Origin of the sequence: Halobacillus halophilus DSM 2266, from assembly GCF_000284515.1 — a bacterium.
Taxonomy (GTDB): Bacteria; Bacillota; Bacilli; order Bacillales; family Halobacillaceae; genus Halobacillus; species Halobacillus halophilus.
On the sequence record NC_017668.1, the window covers coordinates 1,588,575 to 1,604,862 of the forward strand.

The window sequence follows — 16,288 nt, forward strand, 5'->3', positions numbered from 1 at the left end:
ATGAATTTGAACTTAAAACAAACGATAATCGCGGTTCTCACCTTCGGAGGTGGGACCGCATTATTATGTTTATTAACATTTATACATATTAATCAGGGAAACGTTTCGATTCCACTTGGGACCGTCGTAGATGCACTCCTTAATCCTCAGGATACGATCAAACATCACACTGTCCGGATTTTAAGGTTACCGAGAGCAGTTATGGGGATACTTGCCGGTGGTGCACTTGCCGTTTCCGGTGTGATTCTTCAAACAGTAACGAAAAACCCGCTTTCTTCAGCAAGTACGCTTGGCATTCATTCGGGTACCTATTTTGCTGTCGTGCTGACGACGATTTTCTTCCCGTTTATTATGTTTGCGAATGGAATTGTGACGGCTTTCCTCGGCGGTATCCTTACGTTCGCAGCGGTCTATCTATTGTCAGGGGCGGGGAACGCCACCCCGGTCCGCATGGTGCTTGCGGGAATGATTGTTACGTTTCTCTTTTCATCTTTGACGTCCGTTCTGCAGATCTTCTATGAAAATGAGACGCAGGGACTTTTTCTGTGGGGATCCGGAACCCTTATTCAAAATAACTGGGACGGTGTCCAGTTCTCCCTTCCCTTGATAGCTGCGGGTATGCTCACGGCTTTTATTTTTTCGAAAAAAATGGACACGCTCACGCTCGGGGATGATGTAGCAACCGCTCTTGGTCAGAATGTCCGAATCGTGAAGCTGATTACGATTCTCGCAGCGGTGCTTCTGACGAGTGTGACCGTCAGTGTCGTCGGTCCGATCGGATTTGTTGGTTTAGTAGCACCGCACATTATTAAATTAATCGGTTACCGCTCGCATATTCCGCTCGTAATCGGCTCCTTCTTATGGGGAGGCAATGTGCTGCTGCTTGCCGATATCCTTGCAAGAATTATTGATCCTTCGTTCTCTGAGCTTCCCGTCGGGGCGATTACCGCACTGATTGGTTCTCCGTGGCTCATCTGGCTCGTTATGCGCATGAAGCAAAGTCAGGGCAGCGGAGATACGGGTACGATTATGGCAGGAAGCGGAGAGGTTAACCTTTCGCTGAAGAAGCTTCTCCCTTTACTTGGAGCGGTTATTGTCTTAACCATTCTAGTCAGTATGTCATCCGGTAACTACGGGTTTGAACCGCTGGTGGCGTGGGATGCATTCTTTGGAGCCTCCAATGAATTCATTCGTAATTTTATTCTTAACTTGAGACTTCCGCGAGCCCTTGTCGCTGTATTCAGCGGGGCTATTCTGGCCGTCAGCGGTCTGATTTTTCAGGGAGTGCTGCGCAATCCGCTTGCCGATCCATCGGTTATTGGAATTACTTCCGGTGCAGGGGTCGGGGCATTGATGACGATGTACGTATTCAGTGTTTCTGCTGTCTGGATTCCTGTCGGAGCGATGATCGGCGCGTTTGTCTTTTTCTTAATCGTCATGGGTCTTGGCGCCAAAGCTGAATTCCAGCCTACGATTCTCGCTTTGCTGGGAATTGGTGTGTCCGCTTTCGGATCGGCCATTATTCAGATTCTGGTGGTCCAGGCCGATCTTGGTGTCGCCTCAGCCTTAACGTGGTTATCCGGCACCACTTACGCAAAAGGCTGGTCTCAGCTGCTGCAGTACCTTCTATGGCCTGTCATCTTGTTTATTCCGCTGCTTGTCTTTTATATTAAGACACTTGATGTGCTGTCTTTAGGGGATGATACGGCAAAAGGGCTGGGGCTTCGCGTGAGGTCCGTCCGGTTCCAGATGGCGATGATCGCCACGCTGCTTGCGGCATGCAGTGTCGCTGCTGTCGGATCGATCGGATTCGTTGGCTTAATTGCTCCGCACGTGGCCCGTCTTCTGGTCGGCAGTGCCAACCAGAAGCTATTGCCTGTAACCATGCTACTCGGAGGATTGCTCCTGCTCGTCGCTGATTTATTCAGCCGGACGCTGCTTGCGCCGAATGAAATTCCGTCCGGGATTTTGGTGGCTCTCATCGGTGCCCCGTACTTCTTATGGCTGATGAAGAAGCGCGCAGCCTGACGAAAAAAGCCGTGCCATGATGGTTTCATTTCCATCAAGGCACGGCTTTTTTAGCTCTGTTAAATGTTACTAATGATATTTATTGCAAAATAGGGGCCGTACTGCGGAAGACTCGATTTAGAGAAATTTTGTGAGAGGAAAGGTCCTACGGGGGACGATTTCGCTTTCCGTGGGCATGTGCTGAGCCTCCTCAGTCTTCGCCTTCCGGGGTCTCACCGATCATGTTTATCCCACAGGAGTCTTCATCATCCCCCTACGGACCTAGCCAAATTGGAAGTTCAAAACCACTTCAAACATCACCTGAATGGATGAGGCATTAGACCATGCGGTTTTCTACCTTATTTTAGGATGTAACAACCCGCAATTGCCTGTCATAAAAGCATTTAATCCAGATTGAGCAGGATAATCTCCTTCATCCAGAAGGGTCCGTTCACAAAATTAGAGTTGGGCTGGTGGGGAAAGGGCGAGACTCCCATGGGAGAAGGAACTAGGTGAGATCCCGCAGCGAGTGAAACGAGCGAGGAAGCTCACCGTTCCCCCATAGGAAAGCGAGTTATTTCCCCACCAACCCTTATCCATCTAAAGTAACGAGCCAATCGCTTTACAGTAAAAACAATACTGGGTAATAGAGTCTTTTTTTTTAATTAAATTACAACCTGTTTACAGCGAATGGCCGAAATAATTCACTAAGGCTTTCGTCAGCTGATCCGTTTCCGTAATGGAAGTGTGGAGCAGCACATAAGCGTCAGGCCGGATAACCACCATATCACCCGGCGTTACATGCAGCCGTTCATTAGACTCTTCATTCAAATCCATATACAATTCAGAATTCATGTCCGTTATTTCCCTGGGGTCATCTACTTCATCAAACGTAATAAAAAGCGGCTTCAGCATGTCTCCCACACGACTGTTAAACGCCACGACCGCATTCCTGACGGCTTCCTGATACTGGGGAGCATCTCCTCTCCCTGCCATAATTAAATAGAGAAATGGCTCTTCCCGGAGCATGGAGTAGAGCGTTTTTTCTTCTTTTGCCGGAGTTAGAAAAGAAACATCAGGGACACGGTTGCCGGATTCGACCTTCTTCACATTGGTGAATTTCCTGAAGCTTTTCGCAAATTTGGTAAAAGAATAATCCACATCGAGCTGGGCCATGTTTTCCGTTATTTTTGTCTGGACTTTTTTATTGGGAAGAAGCCACTTCATTCCTTGATTGCGAGCTTTAATCCCGTAGTGACTCTTAATCGTCATCCCTTTCATAAGGTAACTGGTTTTCTTAATGACTTCCTCCGCGACAGGAGCTCTTTCCGCATGATAAGAATCCAGCAGTGTTTCATTCAAGTTATGCTGCACGGTATAGGCAAGCTTCCATCCCAGGTTCATCGCATCCTGTATGCCTACGTTCATACCCTGTCCTCCGATTGGATTGTGAATATGGGCTGCGTCTCCTGCGAGAAATACATTTCCTTCGCGATAAGAGCTCGCCTGCCTGTGAGATGCGGAGAAACTTGAGATCCAGTAGGGGTCGTGCAGGGAGAGGGTTTCCGGATAAATTTCCGCCAGTGAATCTTCCATATCTGCAAGGGTTACTTCTTCTGGGAAGTCGTCGCCTTGCTTTTTGTAATCAATGACGATGACCCGGGTGTATTCGCCTTGAAAGGGAGCGAGAAATACGAGACCGCGGTCGCTGCTTGTGAGCGAAATGTCGTTTTTGGGTGCCGCGAGCTTTACGTCAGCAAGCATGACGTTCACTTCCTCCGATTCCCCTGTGAAAGGAATTTGCAGCAGATCCCGTGTGGTGCTGTGGGCTCCGTCACATCCAACTGCATAGCGTGCGGTTATCGTTTCTTCACCGTTTGCTTTTCGCACTGAAGCATGAACGACTCCTTCCTTTTGCTCCAGTCCTGTGAGCGTCATCTCTCTCTCAACCCGGTGGGGAGACAATCCACTTTCGAGAATTTCCTCTGTCCTGCTTTGAGGAATCACGTTCACAAACGGGAAATCAGCGGAAACGCTGATATTCGTAAAATCCAGGACAGCCAGCAGATCTTCATTGTAATGAAAGGTAATCTCTTTATACGGGGTCCCGGCCTGCAGAAATGATTCGGAAAGGCCGAGCAAATCCATCATTTCCAGGGTGCGGGGATGCATAACGAGGGCTTTAGAGTAGCGGGATCTTTCTTTGTTCTGATCAATAATCCGGTAGCGGACACCATAGCGTTCCAGCTGATTAGCAAGCGCCAGACCGCTTGGTCCTGCGCCGATAATTAATATATCTGTATGGGTTTCCTGCATGTAAAACCTCTCCTTACAAGTTGTATTTAATTCATGATTGCCTCTTCCTGGTTCTTTTTCCAGAAAGATCGGTTTCCTAACCTATTTCTCTAAACGAGTGTGTTTCAAACCGTCATCTATTTCATTTCCATTTTTCGGGTAAAAACGATACAATTATTTACCTGGGTAAATAAAAAGGGAGATGTAATAGATGATCGATACACATGACTTATTTCACCTGCTTCATCAGCGGGTTCGTTTCGTTACGAAAGAGTTCAATCAGCAGCTGAGCGCTCACGGTTTATATCATTCCCAGTGGGGGATTATGTATTGTCTGGAGCGATTCGGACCTATGACGCAAACCGCCATTTGGAAATACTTAAACGTAGAAGCACCCACGGTCACACGTACCATTACCCGCATGGAAAACAATGACTGGGTGATCCGCAGGCAGGGCGGGGACAAGCGTGAACGTGTAGTTGAATTGACAGATAGAGCCAAGAAAAAATATGAGCAGGTCAATCAGGCCGTCTACCAATATGAACAGGAAACCATCAGCCGGCTGACCCCTGAGGAAGTCGATCAATTTTACAGTATTCTTCAAAAGCTCGGACCGGAAGGGGGTGAAGGATGACCGCCTCACATCGCTCTATCTGGACAAAAAGCTTTATGAGTGTATCGTTTACACAGTTTTCGGTTTTTCTGGTATTTTATGCTCTGTTGACCACGCTGCCCATTCTAGTGATTGAAGAAATGAACGGGACTCAATCTGAAGGGGGCATCACGGTGACGGCTATGCTGCTTGCGGCCATCCTGATCCGTCCCTTTTCCGGAAAAATAATGGAACGCTTAGGTAAGAAAAAGACCCTTACGACGAGTATTATGATATTTACCGCTACCACATTCTTTTATTTAAGCGTGGACCAGTTTGCAGCTTTACTGGGACTCCGGTTTTTCCACGGGCTGTCATTTGGCCTGTTTACAACGGCAAGCGGCGCGATCGCTGCTGATGTAATCCCACCTGAACGACGGGGAGAAGGACTTGGTTATTTTGCGATGTCCATGAATCTTGCGGTCGTCGCCGGTCCGTTTCTAGGCTTGACTCTTTTACAGTATGCACCATTTTCGATCCTTTTCATCGTACTTAGTCTATTGATAGCAGGTGGATCGCTGTCTGCGTTTCTTGTGCAGGTGCCGCCGGGAGCAGAAGCGGATCCAGCCCCGTCAAAAGACAGATTTTCTATACAGGATCTTATTGAACTAAAAGCGCTGCCGATCGCTGTTATCAGCAGCTTCATTGCTCTTGCGTATTCCAGTATCATTTCCTTTTTATCCGTGTATGCCAATGCTATCGGGTTATCTGGAGCATCCAGCTACTTCTTTCTCGTGTTTGCACTTGCGATGCTGTTATCACGTCCGTACTTAGGAAGAGCTTATGATGCCAAAGGACCGAAATATGTGATCCTGCCGTGCCTGTTACTGTTTTCAGCAGGATTACTACTCATCAGCATCACGAGTACGGCCTGGATGCTGTTGCTCTCAGCGGCCATCATCGGACTGGGCTACGGTACATTGCTTCCAAGTTTCCAAACGATGGCCATTCAGTCCGCGCCTATTACGAGAAGCGGCCATTCTACGGCTACTTTCTTCATGCTCTATGATATAGGAATAGCTGCGGGTTCATTCCTATGGGGACTTGTCGCTGCCGGGGCTGGATATCAAACCCTTTATACGGCAAGCGCTATCGTTGTCCTTGCGGTTATGGTGCTCTTCAGCGTACAGCAGGCCAGACAGCCAGCACCCGTTGCAAGCAATCAGGCTTCCTGAGAAACTCCATATGGAATCTCATAATCTGAAGGATTCTTTATGGAAGATCAATAGGGTCCAAGGTCCTGCCATCCATTCTATCATTCATTTTTATTATCATCAGCAGCTTGACCAATGATAAGTAACTTGGTATATTTTTAATAGTTTAAAAGGGGAGTAGCTTTAACAGTATTGTCGTCATTACAGAGTGAATACTTTCACTCTCGGCACTACTGGCGACTGCATAGTTGCTAGCAAGACCTTTGCCACTGGGTGAAGGTCTCTATTTTTTGAGGTCTTTACCATGAAAAAGTGGTAAAGACCTCTGTTTTTTGAAAGAGAAGGGAGAATATCAAGTGGATTCAATTTGGTTGGAATATGGATGGACATTACTAATACTGATTGGTCTCGAGGGACTGTTATCTGCAGATAATGCGCTTGTTTTGGCGGTGATCGCCAAGCACTTACCTGAAGATGAGAAAAAGCGCGCAATCAATTACGGAATTATAGGAGCCTTTATTTTTAGATTTGGAGCCTTATTCGCGATTTCGTTTATAGCGAATGTGTGGCAGGTTCAGGCTATTGGAGCTGCTTATCTCATTTATTTAGGTGTGAGGAGCCTGATTGGCAGGACTCACGATGAAAAAGAATCCACAGATGATAAGCCAGCGAAAGGAAAAGGCTTCTGGCCTACGGTTGCCAAAATCGGCCTGGCCGATCTCGTATTTGCGATCGATTCCATACTCGCTGCCGTCGCTCTTGCTTTAGCTCTTCCGAATTCCCCACTTCCGAATTTTGGCGGAATGGACGGAGGTAAATTCATTGTTGTCATCATTGCAGGAATTGCCGGACTGGTTCTGATTAAGTATGCGGCCACATGGTTTGTTCAACTTCTCAGAGTCCGTCCAAGTTTAGAAACAACGGCCTATTTAATCGTAGCCTGGGTGGGTATAAAATTAGCTGTTATTACCTTGTCCCACAAAGACGTAGGCGTACTGGATGAACACTTTGCTCACAGTGTGGGCTGGACAGTTACATTCTGGGCGGTGCTGCTTTCTGTAGCGATAGGCGGCTGGTTCTGGTCAGGCAGACATTTGCGTAAAGATGAAAATAAAGAACTATACAGAAATTCCGGATCTTAATGATCGGTAAGCCCTCCATTTGATGGGGGGCTTTTTTTAGGTTCTGTTAATGTTTATTGTTTTTTCATAAGAGACTTATTACGCAATAGGGCCGGTTACTGTAAGACTTGATTTCGAGATGTTTTTGGTCCGTTGCCATAAAAGAAGGAGAGTTGGTGGGGAAATAACTCGTCTTGTTCCATCACCCAGATAGACACTCGAGTCATAAGCCGCTCATCAACGGATGGAAGAACCGCCATCCTTTTGATGGTCGGCTTATGCTGGTCGTGTCTATCGGGGTGATTCCACATTTGAGGCCCTACACGACGTAGGGTCGATCGACGTTGCCACAGGACGTGGCGACCTTAGTCGATCCTCCTTTTACCAGGAGCTTCCTCGCTCGTTTCCACTCCCTGCGGGATCTCACCTAGTTCCTTCTCCCATGGGAGTCTCGCCATTTCCCCACCAACTCAGCCGCGGGAGAATAACGGACCCTTCCAGAAGAGAGTATGCTCTCCTTCTTAACTGGTCTTAAATGCTTCTATGACAGGCTATCTTTACATCTTTATAGCATGAATGCAGGCTCATATTCCCATGCTTTTTTAGTCATCAAGAAGATATCTTAAGTGGTTTCAAGGTTCTCATTCGGCCAGGTCCGGAGGGGGACGATGTAGACTCCTGCGGGATGAACATGATCGGTGAGATCCCGCAGGGCTGCAAAGCCCGAGGAAGCTCACCACAAATGAGGTTCGACTAAGAACGCCACGTCGTGTGGCAACGTCGAACGACCCTGCGTCGTGCAGGGCCGGAAAGCGAAATCGTCCCCCGCAGGACCTTCCGCTCAACAAATGTCTCGAAATCAATTCTTCAAGTAATGGGAGCTTTACTTTAGAATTAAAACTGAAGTTTAGCTAAACCTTTTTTAAAAAGGGTGAAAGTTTAGCAGCATGTTAGGAGCGAGTGGTTTGCAGCGGACTCCATGATGCATTTTACTATGATTAATAAGAAGGAGAATGAAAACATGAGCGCAGAGTATTTTATAGGGATTGTACCGCCTGAATGCTATATGGAGCGGGTTGAACATTTTAGAGAGAAGTGGATGGACCATTCGATTGTGGAACCACATATTACTCTAAAAGCACAGGGAGGATTATCACCGGACAGGAACTGGATAGAGCCTGTAAGAAAAATTTGTGAAAATGTTCGTACCTTTTCGATCCAAGTGTCTGAACCTGCTTATTTTGGGGATCATGTTTTATACTTACGCGTTCATTCTGAAGATCTAGTCCGCCTTCATAAATACATAGTCCGTGAAATCTCCCCAACCGATGAACAGGTCAGGAAGTATTTTGAGCTGGATGATTTTGTTCCTCATCTAACCTTGGCTAAAGAAGCATTCGGTCTTTCGAAGCGGGAGCTGGTAGAAATGGAAAAAGCGGCTTCCAGAGAGCTATCTCCTTTTCCTAAATTTGAAGTCGAATTTATAAGAATTTATGAGCGCAAGACTGGTTTGGATAGATATGAGCCGTTTGAAGACATTTATTTGAACACAAGAGCATGAGCACCCGTCCTGAAGCGCTGATTTAGTAGCGGTGCAGTTTGATTTGGGAAAAGCTAATATAAGTTCTGAGAGCCCACTTTTTTAATTAAGAGTTTATTATATTAATAAATATTAACTTTCAACAGTAGGATAATAGATTTTTTAAACTAATTTTCTATTTTATTTCCAATTTTTGAAACGGTTAACAGGTTGTAACCGTACAAATTGTAAAGAAGTTTAATTGGAGGTTATTTGATGATCAAAAAACTACTACTTATGGCTATAACGCTCTTGATAGCCGCCGGCTGCACCTCTAACCAGTCTTCTGAGGAGGAGACGAAAGAGGAAAGTACGGCAAAGAATGATGTGAAAAAGGTACTGGAGCAAATATTCTCTGGACCTGATCAAGAGTTAACCCAGTTTTATGAAGATTATAATCATGAAGAGATTTCTAACTACTACATGGATCAATTCGAACCTTACTTTACGGAAACGTATATGGACGAGGCGATGAAGACCAATTTGGTTAGCAGCTTTCACCAGAAGGCGTATGGAAATGAGGTTAAGATGGATATTGGCAGTATGAGCATTGAGCAGAGTGAAGACAAAGAAACGGCTTATGATTTTAATACTCAAATCGATGTAAGTAATGGTCAATCCGCGAAGGTTAGTGGGAGAGTGAACACGAACGAAGAGGGTAAAATCACTCGAATTCATTACATGGACCCTCAACCATTATTGCACGCTTTCGATACGGCAGTTGAAACAGAAGATGGACTGTTCGAATACGACCGTTCCAGACTGGTAAGTCGTACTGAAAATGAAGCTTATCAGCCTAAGTATCCTACGGTCATGCCTTTTGAAGTGGATGGTGTTGAAATAGAAGCTGGACCCATGGATCAAAAGGACATCTTATTAACCTTTACTTTTCATGCTGAAACGGAGGAAATGGTGGAATTGATGACGGTTAAGGATGGCGATATTTCCTACGAAGATTTGGAGACGAAAGAGGTTTCGGTTGGAGAACAAACGGGAGAATATGCCGGAAACAAAGGGGGTATTCAACGATTGATTTGGAAAGATGGATCGATCACGTATGAGTTGAAAGGGAATGTAAAAGATTTATCAGAAGAGGACCTGATCACAGTAGCGGAGTCTTTTAAATAGTCTCTGTTAGAGTTCAATGTTGATATATAGAAAAAAGAGGAATTCCAAATAATTGGGAGTCCTCTTTAGCATTATTGTCTTATTGAACTAACGCTCGCCTTTAGTTGAAGAATTGTTCTTTTACTTTAACACCGTTAATGAAAATACCTAGTAGGTAATCAGTCATATATCTATTCCACACTCTAACCCAAATTAAATAATTCCGAAATGATTTCATCACTTCCTGGAGTAAACATAAAAATTGAAAACGCAATACATAAGAATCCTATAAATACTAAGCTAATTATTCCTACTCAGCCCTTTAACAACTAAAAATATGCCCGCAAATAATATTAAGAAATACCAAAAACCCATAACCTCACCCCTTAATAGAATAACGTTCCGTACGACCTAGCACCAGTAACTCTATTATTTTTTACAATTAAGTGACTCTTTAATAGCTTTATCAACTACACCACTTACCACATTTAACCTGCGTCGTTAGTTGAACAAAGAAATAACCTTTATACAGTAAACTTAGATAATTTAAGTGTATCATATGTTTCTATATTTGGAATTATATTCCCTTTTATTATCAGATCGTTCTTCGTGACTTCATTTCGCTATGGTAAATGCTCTCTAAAACTTGAAACCACCCAAGATAGTTGCTCAGATACTTGGTCGCCACATCAACAACAAACTTAAACAGAGCCTTTAAATAAGGAATACGGCTGTGAAAAGTAGATTTTCGAAGTGAATAACCAGCAGGAGTTAGAGACGTATATTAAAAACGTAGATCAATCCTTAGAAAAATTCCGCGAGAACCTTAAGGTTATTCATAAGCATGAGGAGGACAAGTATAATGAGGCGGAAGATCCTTAATAAATATCATGGCGTCCTTCGGCAGAGGGGAGGATTATAATGGATGTTTCCACTTTACTTACTTCTATTTTCTTTTTAATTTCACTTGTGTGTCTGTTGTTTATAGGCATTGTAAAAGTCTATTTGGATCAAAAAGATAATCAGCAAAGGTAATTCTTATTGAGGTCACCAGTTTGAGGAGGGAAGAGGGGAAGAATCCATCTTAACTCCCGGTCCCCTGAATACCTGGGTACCTTGCGAAAGTATGTATTAATTCCTATTACTTAGAGAAGTTAAAAGAAATTGAGCTATGAATCGAAAGAGAAGCCCTACAAGCAAAGCAATGCCCCAGATGATTAAGAACTGATCAGATAGTAAAGTGCCAAGTTGAAATCCTAAAAATAATCCTAACGCTATGGCCATTCCTAAAATGATTTGTTGACTGAGTTTCATACACCCACCTCCTGAACAAAGAATATAAAACTCTCCTTCCCCTTCGAGCAGGAATGAAACCCTTTAGGATTCCAATAAATGTTAGACCTGAGGTGGGAATATATGGTACATATAACATGGAAAGTTTACAAGCTCTTTAATGGAGAATTTAGACATGAATATAGGCTTTTTTCATACAATATGTTGGGGTGAAAAAATGCCAAGAGTAAAATACAGGGATTCAGACGTTGCTTTAATGGCCAGAATGATGAGAGCGGAAGCAGAAGGTGAAGGAAAGCAAGGTATGCTTTATGTCGGAAACGTCATCGTTAACCGGGCTCAAGCAGATTGTTTAGACTTTACAGATGTCCGAACCATTCCGCAGGTCATTTATCAAGTGCAAGGCGGCAATTATGCTTTTGAAGCTGTGCAGAAGGGTAATTTATTTTATAACAGAGCGAGATCTGTGGAAAAGAAACTAGCCAAAAGGAATTTGGATTATTGGAGACAGCATCCTGCCAAATATGCTCTTTGGTACTTTAATCCATATGGGCCATGCCCTCCAACGTGGTACGGGGAGCCTTTTACCGGGCAATTTAAAAATCATTGCTATTATGAACCAGCACCGGGTAGTTGCGCCAGCGTATATGCCTAACTATTAATAAGGAATCCTTTCAAAAAAAGGCGATTACTTCATAAGAGTAGTCGCCTTTTTGCGTAGTAGAACGTTTAAGGCATTATTTCAAATCTAAAAAAACAGCAAAGAAAATACTGGCAGCCTCTTATGATTGACGCTTCATCCTACAATTGCTATGATTGCCTTACGACCGTTCGTAAGTTAAGGGATGAATGTAATGAAAATCATGAATAAAAGGAGAAAATATATATGAATCGTGCATGGTTGTTTGTAATAATTGGATCTTTGTTTGAAGTAGGCTGGGTGATGGGACTTAAGCATGCTTATAATAGTGTTACGTGGATAGCGACGAGTATAGCGATTGTCATTTCTTTTGCTCTGATATTTAAAGCCACCCAGAAATTGGCCGTAGGAACGGTATATGCTGTCTTTACAGGTCTTGGTACAACCGGTACAGTATTGATGGAAATGCTGGCTTTCGGTCAGCCGGTCCAGTTTTTGAAGTTATTTCTAATTTTGATCCTCCTTATTGGAGTGATGGGTCTTAAATTAGTCACTGGAGAACCTGAAGCAGAAGGGAGGACATCCTGATGGCATGGATTTTTCTTCTGATAGCTGGAGCCTCTGAAGTTATTGGGATAACAGGGCTGAATTTAATCCTGCGAAATAAAAATGTTTTATCCTTTTTAGTGCTGCTAGTCGGGATGGTCAGCAGTTTCGGTTTCTTAAGTTTTGCGATGCAGTCTCTTCCGATGGGGACCGCTTATGCGATATGGACGGGAATCGGAACTGTAGGATCTGTCCTGGTTGGCATCCTGTTCTTCGGAGAATCTAAGAATTGGCTTAGAATTGTATTTATGGCCATGGTATTATCGGCAGCGGTAGGTTTAAAACTGATCAGTTGATGAATCAGGGCATCTAAATTATGGATATAGGAAGGACGAGTAAGATGAGCATAACTTCGCTACAAATAAAGGAATATTCATTAAAGAATTTCGCGCGAAATGGATATGAAGGAGCATCCATGGCGGAAATAGCTGATGAAGTAGGCATCAAAAAACAGTCGATCTATACTCATTTTAAAGGAAAAGACGACCTTTTCCTTGCCCTGTGCCAGGATGCGTATGAGCACGAAATCAAGTTTGTGATGGATTATATTGAACAGAATAAAGACCTTCATTTAAAAGATTTTCTGTACGGCCTTCTTCTGCAAAGTATCGACCGTTACGAAAAAAACGACTCCACCAAGTTCTGGATCCGTACAGCGTTTTACCCACCGGTTCACCTGAACGATCAAGTCATGCACCTGACCTATAAATATCTGGACAGCTCAGAGGAATTATTGCTTCCGGTTATAGCTTCCGGAAAAGAGAAAGGAGAAGTGGATGCTGAAGTCGGAAAACAGCAGGCTGCATCAGCGTACCTGGCTTTGCTGGATAGTCTTTATGTGGAAATGCTGTACGGAGGCCCGGGCCGTCTGGAGAGAAGGCTAGAGGCTTCCTGGTATCTGTACTGGCGCGGACTTTCTAATCGATCATGAATTGAATCAACCTTAAGAAAAGTGAGGATAGGAGAAGGAGGATCACTGCATCGCAGGTAATCGTTCGTCTATCAGGTAAGGGACGGAGGAATTAGAATGAACTTTTTAAGCTGGTTTGACTGGATCAATCCAACGAATCCATTTGCTTCGCTATTTATGGGGATCCTGTTTTCCATCTTTCTAGGGATTACAGTATGGGTAGAAACCAAAGAGCGAAGGAAAGCTACTGTTACAACGATTATAGGAATTGTGGTCACCTGTATAGGAGTTGGAATCTTAACAGCAGTTGGTTACTATGGATAGCGTGACAGGATTGTAATAATCTTTATTTAAAAATGGCTCAGTTAAAAGTTATTGTTGATTTTTTATAAGAGGCTTATTACGCAAATAGGGCCGGATTGTGGAAGACTCAGTTTCGAGATATTTTGTAGAGAAAGGGGCTCCAGGGAACGACTCGCTTTCCGCGGGCATGTGCTGAGCTTCCTCAGGCTTTGCCTTCCGGGATCTCACCGATCATGTTTATCCCGTTCTTACACTTTTTTAATCTTAATCAAATATCAGAACATAAACGATATGGAGTGCTATCCAGCTCCAGCACCTAGCGTCTAGTGAGACTTCCCTCACTTCTGTACGATAAGGCAACATCGAATCGCTCCGCTCTTCGTGTTTTCTTTATCTCCGCCAGCTCAGTCCAGTCCATACGCCGCTAACCAAGGTGCTTCCGCTTTTAACCTAGGAGTCTTCGCCGTTCCCTTCCGCCCCTTTGCGATCATTGAGAGCTCGAAGTTCTCTGCATACACACCTTCCAATGAACAAGGATCATCTAAAATCCACCTTTATTTTTATGTTTGTTTACGTGTAGGAACCCTGTACTAGAAGCATTTGAGGCAGATACAGCTTGGCTCCTGTCTTCTATAGCAGGGTCCGTTCACTAGATATCGTTGGGGTGGCGGAGGAAACGACGAGACTCCCGCGGGAGAAGGAGTTAGGCGAGACCCCACAGGGAGTGAAACGACCGCGGAGGCTTGCCAGTTCCCCCGCAGGAAAGCGAGTTGTTTCCGTAGCCGCCCTCCCTTTTTTGATAACGGACCCATTTATCTCGAAACTGAGTCTTCAAGTAACGGGAGCTTTACTTTAAGATCAACATTGAAGTTTAACAAAGCCTAAAAATTAAGAACGGACAATTTAATTAGGGTGCACGTTAATAGAGCATTTCTTCGTCATGAAGAATGCTCTATGTTTTTGTCAGAATGGAAAGGTTACTATCGATAAAAATTTATTGTAAAACAATAAATAATAATTTATGATGATAATGATCATAAATTAAACGAGGTGCTGTTATGAAGCAAGGATCCACTTTATTTTTAAAGATTTCTGTATTTCTGATAGGACTTCCTGTGCTTGCATTGTGTATATTTGCGCTTCCCTCGATCGCTAAGGAAGCCTCCAACACTGAATATGCTTCGTTCATTTATCCTGTTTTAGCGGCTATGTATATAGCCGTAATTCCGTTCTTTATTGCTCTGTATCAGGCTCTGAAGCTTTTAAGCTTCATTGATAAGGACCATGCTTTCTCAAGCTCCTCTGTCAAAGCCTTGAAGAAAATTAAATTCAGTGCCGTTACCATAAGTGTCGTGTATATGGCAGCCATGCCTTTCTTCTACTTAATAGGGGAAATGGATGATGCTCCCGGAGTGATCGTGATCGGCCTCGTGATTGTGTTTGCATCACTCGTCATTGCGGTGTTTACGGCCGTTCTTCAAAAGCTATTAAATAATGCCATAGCTATTAAATCAGAGAATGACTTAACGGTATGAGGTGATTACATGGCGATTATAATCAATATTGATGTCATGCTTGCGAAAAGGAAAATGAGCGTCACAGAACTTTCGGAAAAGGTGGGCATCACGATGGCGAATCTCTCCATTTTGAAAAATGGCAAAGCAAAAGCTGTTCGATTTTCAACTTTAGAGGCGATCTGTAAAGCATTAGAGTGCCAGCCTGGTGATATCCTGGAATATAAAAGCGAGGAAGACGATGAAGGGTAGGCAGAATGGCAGCGGGAGGTGGCGTTCATGAGAGCCTTGAAACAACTCGTATATTTCGGCTGGCAGCAGGCTCTCTCCTGTTTGTTTCCCGTTGTTATTTTTGCTTCTTTAGCGATTACTCAAATCTTTTCCCTTCCCCTTCTCCCACGGTATGATTGGCTGCTTATCATTTGTTTGTTCATGCAGTGGGTCATGCTCCGTTCCGGCCTTGAAACACGGGACGAACTTAAAGTCATTACCTTGTTCCACATGATTGGTCTTGCTCTTGAACTTTTTAAGGTACATATGGGGTCCTGGTCCTATCCAGAGGAAGGGTATTCCAAGGTCTTTGGCGTGCCATTGTACAGCGGATTTATGTACGCAAGTGTGGCCAGCTATCTTTGTCAGGCGTGGAGGAGGCTGGATGTTCGACTCGTGAAGTGGCCGTCTTCTTTGGTCGTTGTCCCTCTGGCAGCGGCGATCTACTTGAATTTTTTTACCCATCATTACTGGATAGACGTACGCTGGTGGTTATCTGCCCTCGTCATACTCGTCTTCTGGCAAGCGTGGGTAAACTATGAAGTGAATGGAATACGCTATCAAATGCCGCTTGCTCTTTCCTTTGTGCTGATCGGATTTTTTATATGGATCGCGGAAAATATCGCCACCTATTTTGGCGCCTGGGAATATCCTTATCAGCGTGACGCCTGGAGTCTTGTTCACTTAGGGAAGGTAAGTTCGTGGCTGTTATTAGTGATTGTAAGCTTTCTCATTGTCGCGACCTTGAAGCGGGTAAAAGGGGAAAGCGCAACAAAAAGCCGCACCCGTATGCCCACGTTGGATCGTAAGTCCTTATAAAAAGGATTCCAAATCATT

17 protein-coding genes and 1 pseudogene are annotated in these 16,288 nt (G+C 44.2%); 15 read left to right on the forward strand and 3 right to left on the reverse strand.

Translation table 11 applies throughout. The features are described 5' to 3' along the window. A complete protein-coding gene (locus HBHAL_RS07840) occupies positions 1–2,028 on the forward strand; it encodes an iron ABC transporter permease (RefSeq protein ID WP_014642820.1) in 2,028 nt (675 codons plus the stop codon). A gap of 660 nt (positions 2,029–2,688) precedes the next feature. Here the strand turns inward: HBHAL_RS07840 and HBHAL_RS20380 are convergent. Beyond that, positions 2,689–4,323, reverse strand: coding sequence for an FAD-dependent monooxygenase (locus HBHAL_RS20380; protein WP_014642822.1), 1,635 nt, complete (start codon positions 4,321–4,323; stop codon positions 2,689–2,691). 190 nt (positions 4,324–4,513) lie between these two features. On the opposite strand from HBHAL_RS20380, the gene HBHAL_RS07850 reads away from it, so the two are divergent. The 5 genes from HBHAL_RS07850 to HBHAL_RS07870 all read left to right on the forward strand — a co-directional run bounded on the left by HBHAL_RS07850 (position 4,514) and on the right by HBHAL_RS07870 (position 9,936). Continuing rightward, entirely contained in the window at positions 4,514–4,936 is a 423-nt protein-coding gene (locus tag HBHAL_RS07850; protein ID WP_014642824.1) for a MarR family winged helix-turn-helix transcriptional regulator, read from the forward strand. Next, entirely contained in the window at positions 4,933–6,129 is a 1,197-nt protein-coding gene (locus HBHAL_RS07855) for an MFS transporter (RefSeq protein WP_014642825.1), read from the forward strand. The genes HBHAL_RS07850 and HBHAL_RS07855 overlap by 4 nt, the downstream gene beginning before the upstream one ends. Before the next feature lie 335 nt (positions 6,130–6,464). Next, complete coding sequence (locus HBHAL_RS07860; protein WP_014642826.1) at positions 6,465–7,250, forward strand: TerC family protein; 786 nt, start codon at positions 6,465–6,467, stop codon at positions 7,248–7,250. A 1,000-nt stretch (positions 7,251–8,250) separates the two neighbouring features. Then, positions 8,251–8,790 (forward strand): 2'-5' RNA ligase family protein, encoded by a 540-nt coding sequence (locus HBHAL_RS07865; protein ID WP_014642828.1) that lies wholly within the window; start codon positions 8,251–8,253, stop codon positions 8,788–8,790. A gap of 234 nt (positions 8,791–9,024) precedes the next feature. Then, positions 9,025–9,936 (forward strand): DUF4367 domain-containing protein, encoded by a 912-nt coding sequence (locus HBHAL_RS07870; protein WP_014642829.1) that lies wholly within the window; start codon positions 9,025–9,027, stop codon positions 9,934–9,936. Positions 9,937–10,439: 503 nt separating this feature from the next. On the opposite strand, the pseudogene HBHAL_RS21155 reads toward HBHAL_RS07870, so the two are convergent. Beyond that, positions 10,440–10,606, reverse strand: a pseudogene (locus HBHAL_RS21155) (IS1595 family transposase); the annotation flags it as partial. A 62-nt stretch (positions 10,607–10,668) separates the two neighbouring features. Here HBHAL_RS21155 and HBHAL_RS21960 point away from each other — a divergent pair. Then, on the forward strand, positions 10,669–10,797 hold the full coding sequence (locus HBHAL_RS21960) for a hypothetical protein (RefSeq protein ID WP_014642830.1): 129 nt from the start codon (positions 10,669–10,671) through the stop codon (positions 10,795–10,797). A 249-nt stretch (positions 10,798–11,046) separates the two neighbouring features. Here HBHAL_RS21960 and HBHAL_RS07875 read toward each other — a convergent pair whose 3' ends face one another. Continuing rightward, on the reverse strand, positions 11,047–11,229 hold the full coding sequence (locus tag HBHAL_RS07875; protein WP_014642833.1) for a hypothetical protein: 183 nt from the start codon (positions 11,227–11,229) through the stop codon (positions 11,047–11,049). Positions 11,230–11,425: 196 nt separating this feature from the next. Here HBHAL_RS07875 and HBHAL_RS07880 point away from each other — a divergent pair, with 196 nt between their 5' ends. The 8 genes from HBHAL_RS07880 to HBHAL_RS07915 all read left to right on the forward strand — a co-directional run bounded on the left by HBHAL_RS07880 (position 11,426) and on the right by HBHAL_RS07915 (position 16,270). Continuing rightward, complete coding sequence (locus HBHAL_RS07880; protein WP_014642834.1) at positions 11,426–11,863, forward strand: cell wall hydrolase; 438 nt, start codon at positions 11,426–11,428, stop codon at positions 11,861–11,863. A gap of 231 nt (positions 11,864–12,094) precedes the next feature. Continuing rightward, the gene (locus HBHAL_RS07885; RefSeq protein ID WP_014642835.1) at positions 12,095–12,436 is read left to right on the forward strand and encodes a DMT family transporter; all 342 of its coding nucleotides are present in this window, start codon (positions 12,095–12,097) and stop codon (positions 12,434–12,436) included. Further along, positions 12,436–12,750 (forward strand): DMT family transporter, encoded by a 315-nt coding sequence (locus HBHAL_RS07890; protein ID WP_014642836.1) that lies wholly within the window; start codon positions 12,436–12,438, stop codon positions 12,748–12,750. The genes HBHAL_RS07885 and HBHAL_RS07890 overlap by 1 nt, the downstream gene beginning before the upstream one ends. A gap of 44 nt (positions 12,751–12,794) precedes the next feature. Next, positions 12,795–13,385 (forward strand): TetR/AcrR family transcriptional regulator, encoded by a 591-nt coding sequence (locus HBHAL_RS07895; protein WP_014642837.1) that lies wholly within the window; start codon positions 12,795–12,797, stop codon positions 13,383–13,385. A 96-nt stretch (positions 13,386–13,481) separates the two neighbouring features. Further along, positions 13,482–13,688, forward strand: coding sequence for a hypothetical protein (locus HBHAL_RS07900; RefSeq protein WP_014642838.1), 207 nt, complete (start codon positions 13,482–13,484; stop codon positions 13,686–13,688). 1,037 nt (positions 13,689–14,725) lie between these two features. Continuing rightward, positions 14,726–15,202 carry a DUF2975 domain-containing protein gene (locus HBHAL_RS07905; protein ID WP_014642839.1) on the forward strand — a complete coding sequence of 159 codons (477 nt, stop codon included), beginning with the start codon at positions 14,726–14,728 and terminating at the stop codon, positions 15,200–15,202. Between the two features lie 9 nt (positions 15,203–15,211). After that, positions 15,212–15,433: a helix-turn-helix domain-containing protein gene (locus tag HBHAL_RS07910; protein ID WP_014642840.1), complete on the forward strand. Its 222-nt coding sequence runs from the start codon at positions 15,212–15,214 to the stop codon at positions 15,431–15,433. Between the two features lie 27 nt (positions 15,434–15,460). Further along, positions 15,461–16,270 (forward strand): DUF817 domain-containing protein, encoded by an 810-nt coding sequence (locus HBHAL_RS07915; protein ID WP_014642841.1) that lies wholly within the window; start codon positions 15,461–15,463, stop codon positions 16,268–16,270. Positions 16,271–16,288 lie beyond the last annotated feature (18 nt).

Excerpts from the sequence above, each read along its gene's own strand:
- HBHAL_RS07840 (WP_014642820.1), top strand. The coding sequence starts at position 1 with ATGAATTTGAACTTAAAACAAACGATAATCGCGGTTCTCACCTTCGGA.
- HBHAL_RS20380 (WP_014642822.1), bottom strand. The coding sequence starts at position 4,323 with ATGCAGGAAACCCATACAGATATATTAATTATCGGCGCAGGACCAAGC.
- HBHAL_RS07850 (WP_014642824.1), top strand. The coding sequence starts at position 4,514 with ATGATCGATACACATGACTTATTTCACCTGCTTCATCAGCGGGTTCGT.
- HBHAL_RS07855 (WP_014642825.1), top strand. The coding sequence starts at position 4,933 with ATGACCGCCTCACATCGCTCTATCTGGACAAAAAGCTTTATGAGTGTA.
- HBHAL_RS07865 (WP_014642828.1), top strand. The coding sequence starts at position 8,251 with ATGAGCGCAGAGTATTTTATAGGGATTGTACCGCCTGAATGCTATATG.
- HBHAL_RS07870 (WP_014642829.1), top strand. The coding sequence starts at position 9,025 with ATGATCAAAAAACTACTACTTATGGCTATAACGCTCTTGATAGCCGCC.
- HBHAL_RS07875 (WP_014642833.1), bottom strand. The coding sequence starts at position 11,229 with ATGAAACTCAGTCAACAAATCATTTTAGGAATGGCCATAGCGTTAGGA.
- HBHAL_RS07880 (WP_014642834.1), top strand. The coding sequence starts at position 11,426 with ATGCCAAGAGTAAAATACAGGGATTCAGACGTTGCTTTAATGGCCAGA.
- HBHAL_RS07885 (WP_014642835.1), top strand. The coding sequence starts at position 12,095 with ATGAATCGTGCATGGTTGTTTGTAATAATTGGATCTTTGTTTGAAGTA.
- HBHAL_RS07890 (WP_014642836.1), top strand. The coding sequence starts at position 12,436 with ATGGCATGGATTTTTCTTCTGATAGCTGGAGCCTCTGAAGTTATTGGG.
- HBHAL_RS07895 (WP_014642837.1), top strand. The coding sequence starts at position 12,795 with ATGAGCATAACTTCGCTACAAATAAAGGAATATTCATTAAAGAATTTC.
- HBHAL_RS07900 (WP_014642838.1), top strand. The coding sequence starts at position 13,482 with ATGAACTTTTTAAGCTGGTTTGACTGGATCAATCCAACGAATCCATTT.
- HBHAL_RS07905 (WP_014642839.1), top strand. The coding sequence starts at position 14,726 with ATGAAGCAAGGATCCACTTTATTTTTAAAGATTTCTGTATTTCTGATA.
- HBHAL_RS07910 (WP_014642840.1), top strand. The coding sequence starts at position 15,212 with ATGGCGATTATAATCAATATTGATGTCATGCTTGCGAAAAGGAAAATG.
- HBHAL_RS07915 (WP_014642841.1), top strand. The coding sequence starts at position 15,461 with ATGAGAGCCTTGAAACAACTCGTATATTTCGGCTGGCAGCAGGCTCTC.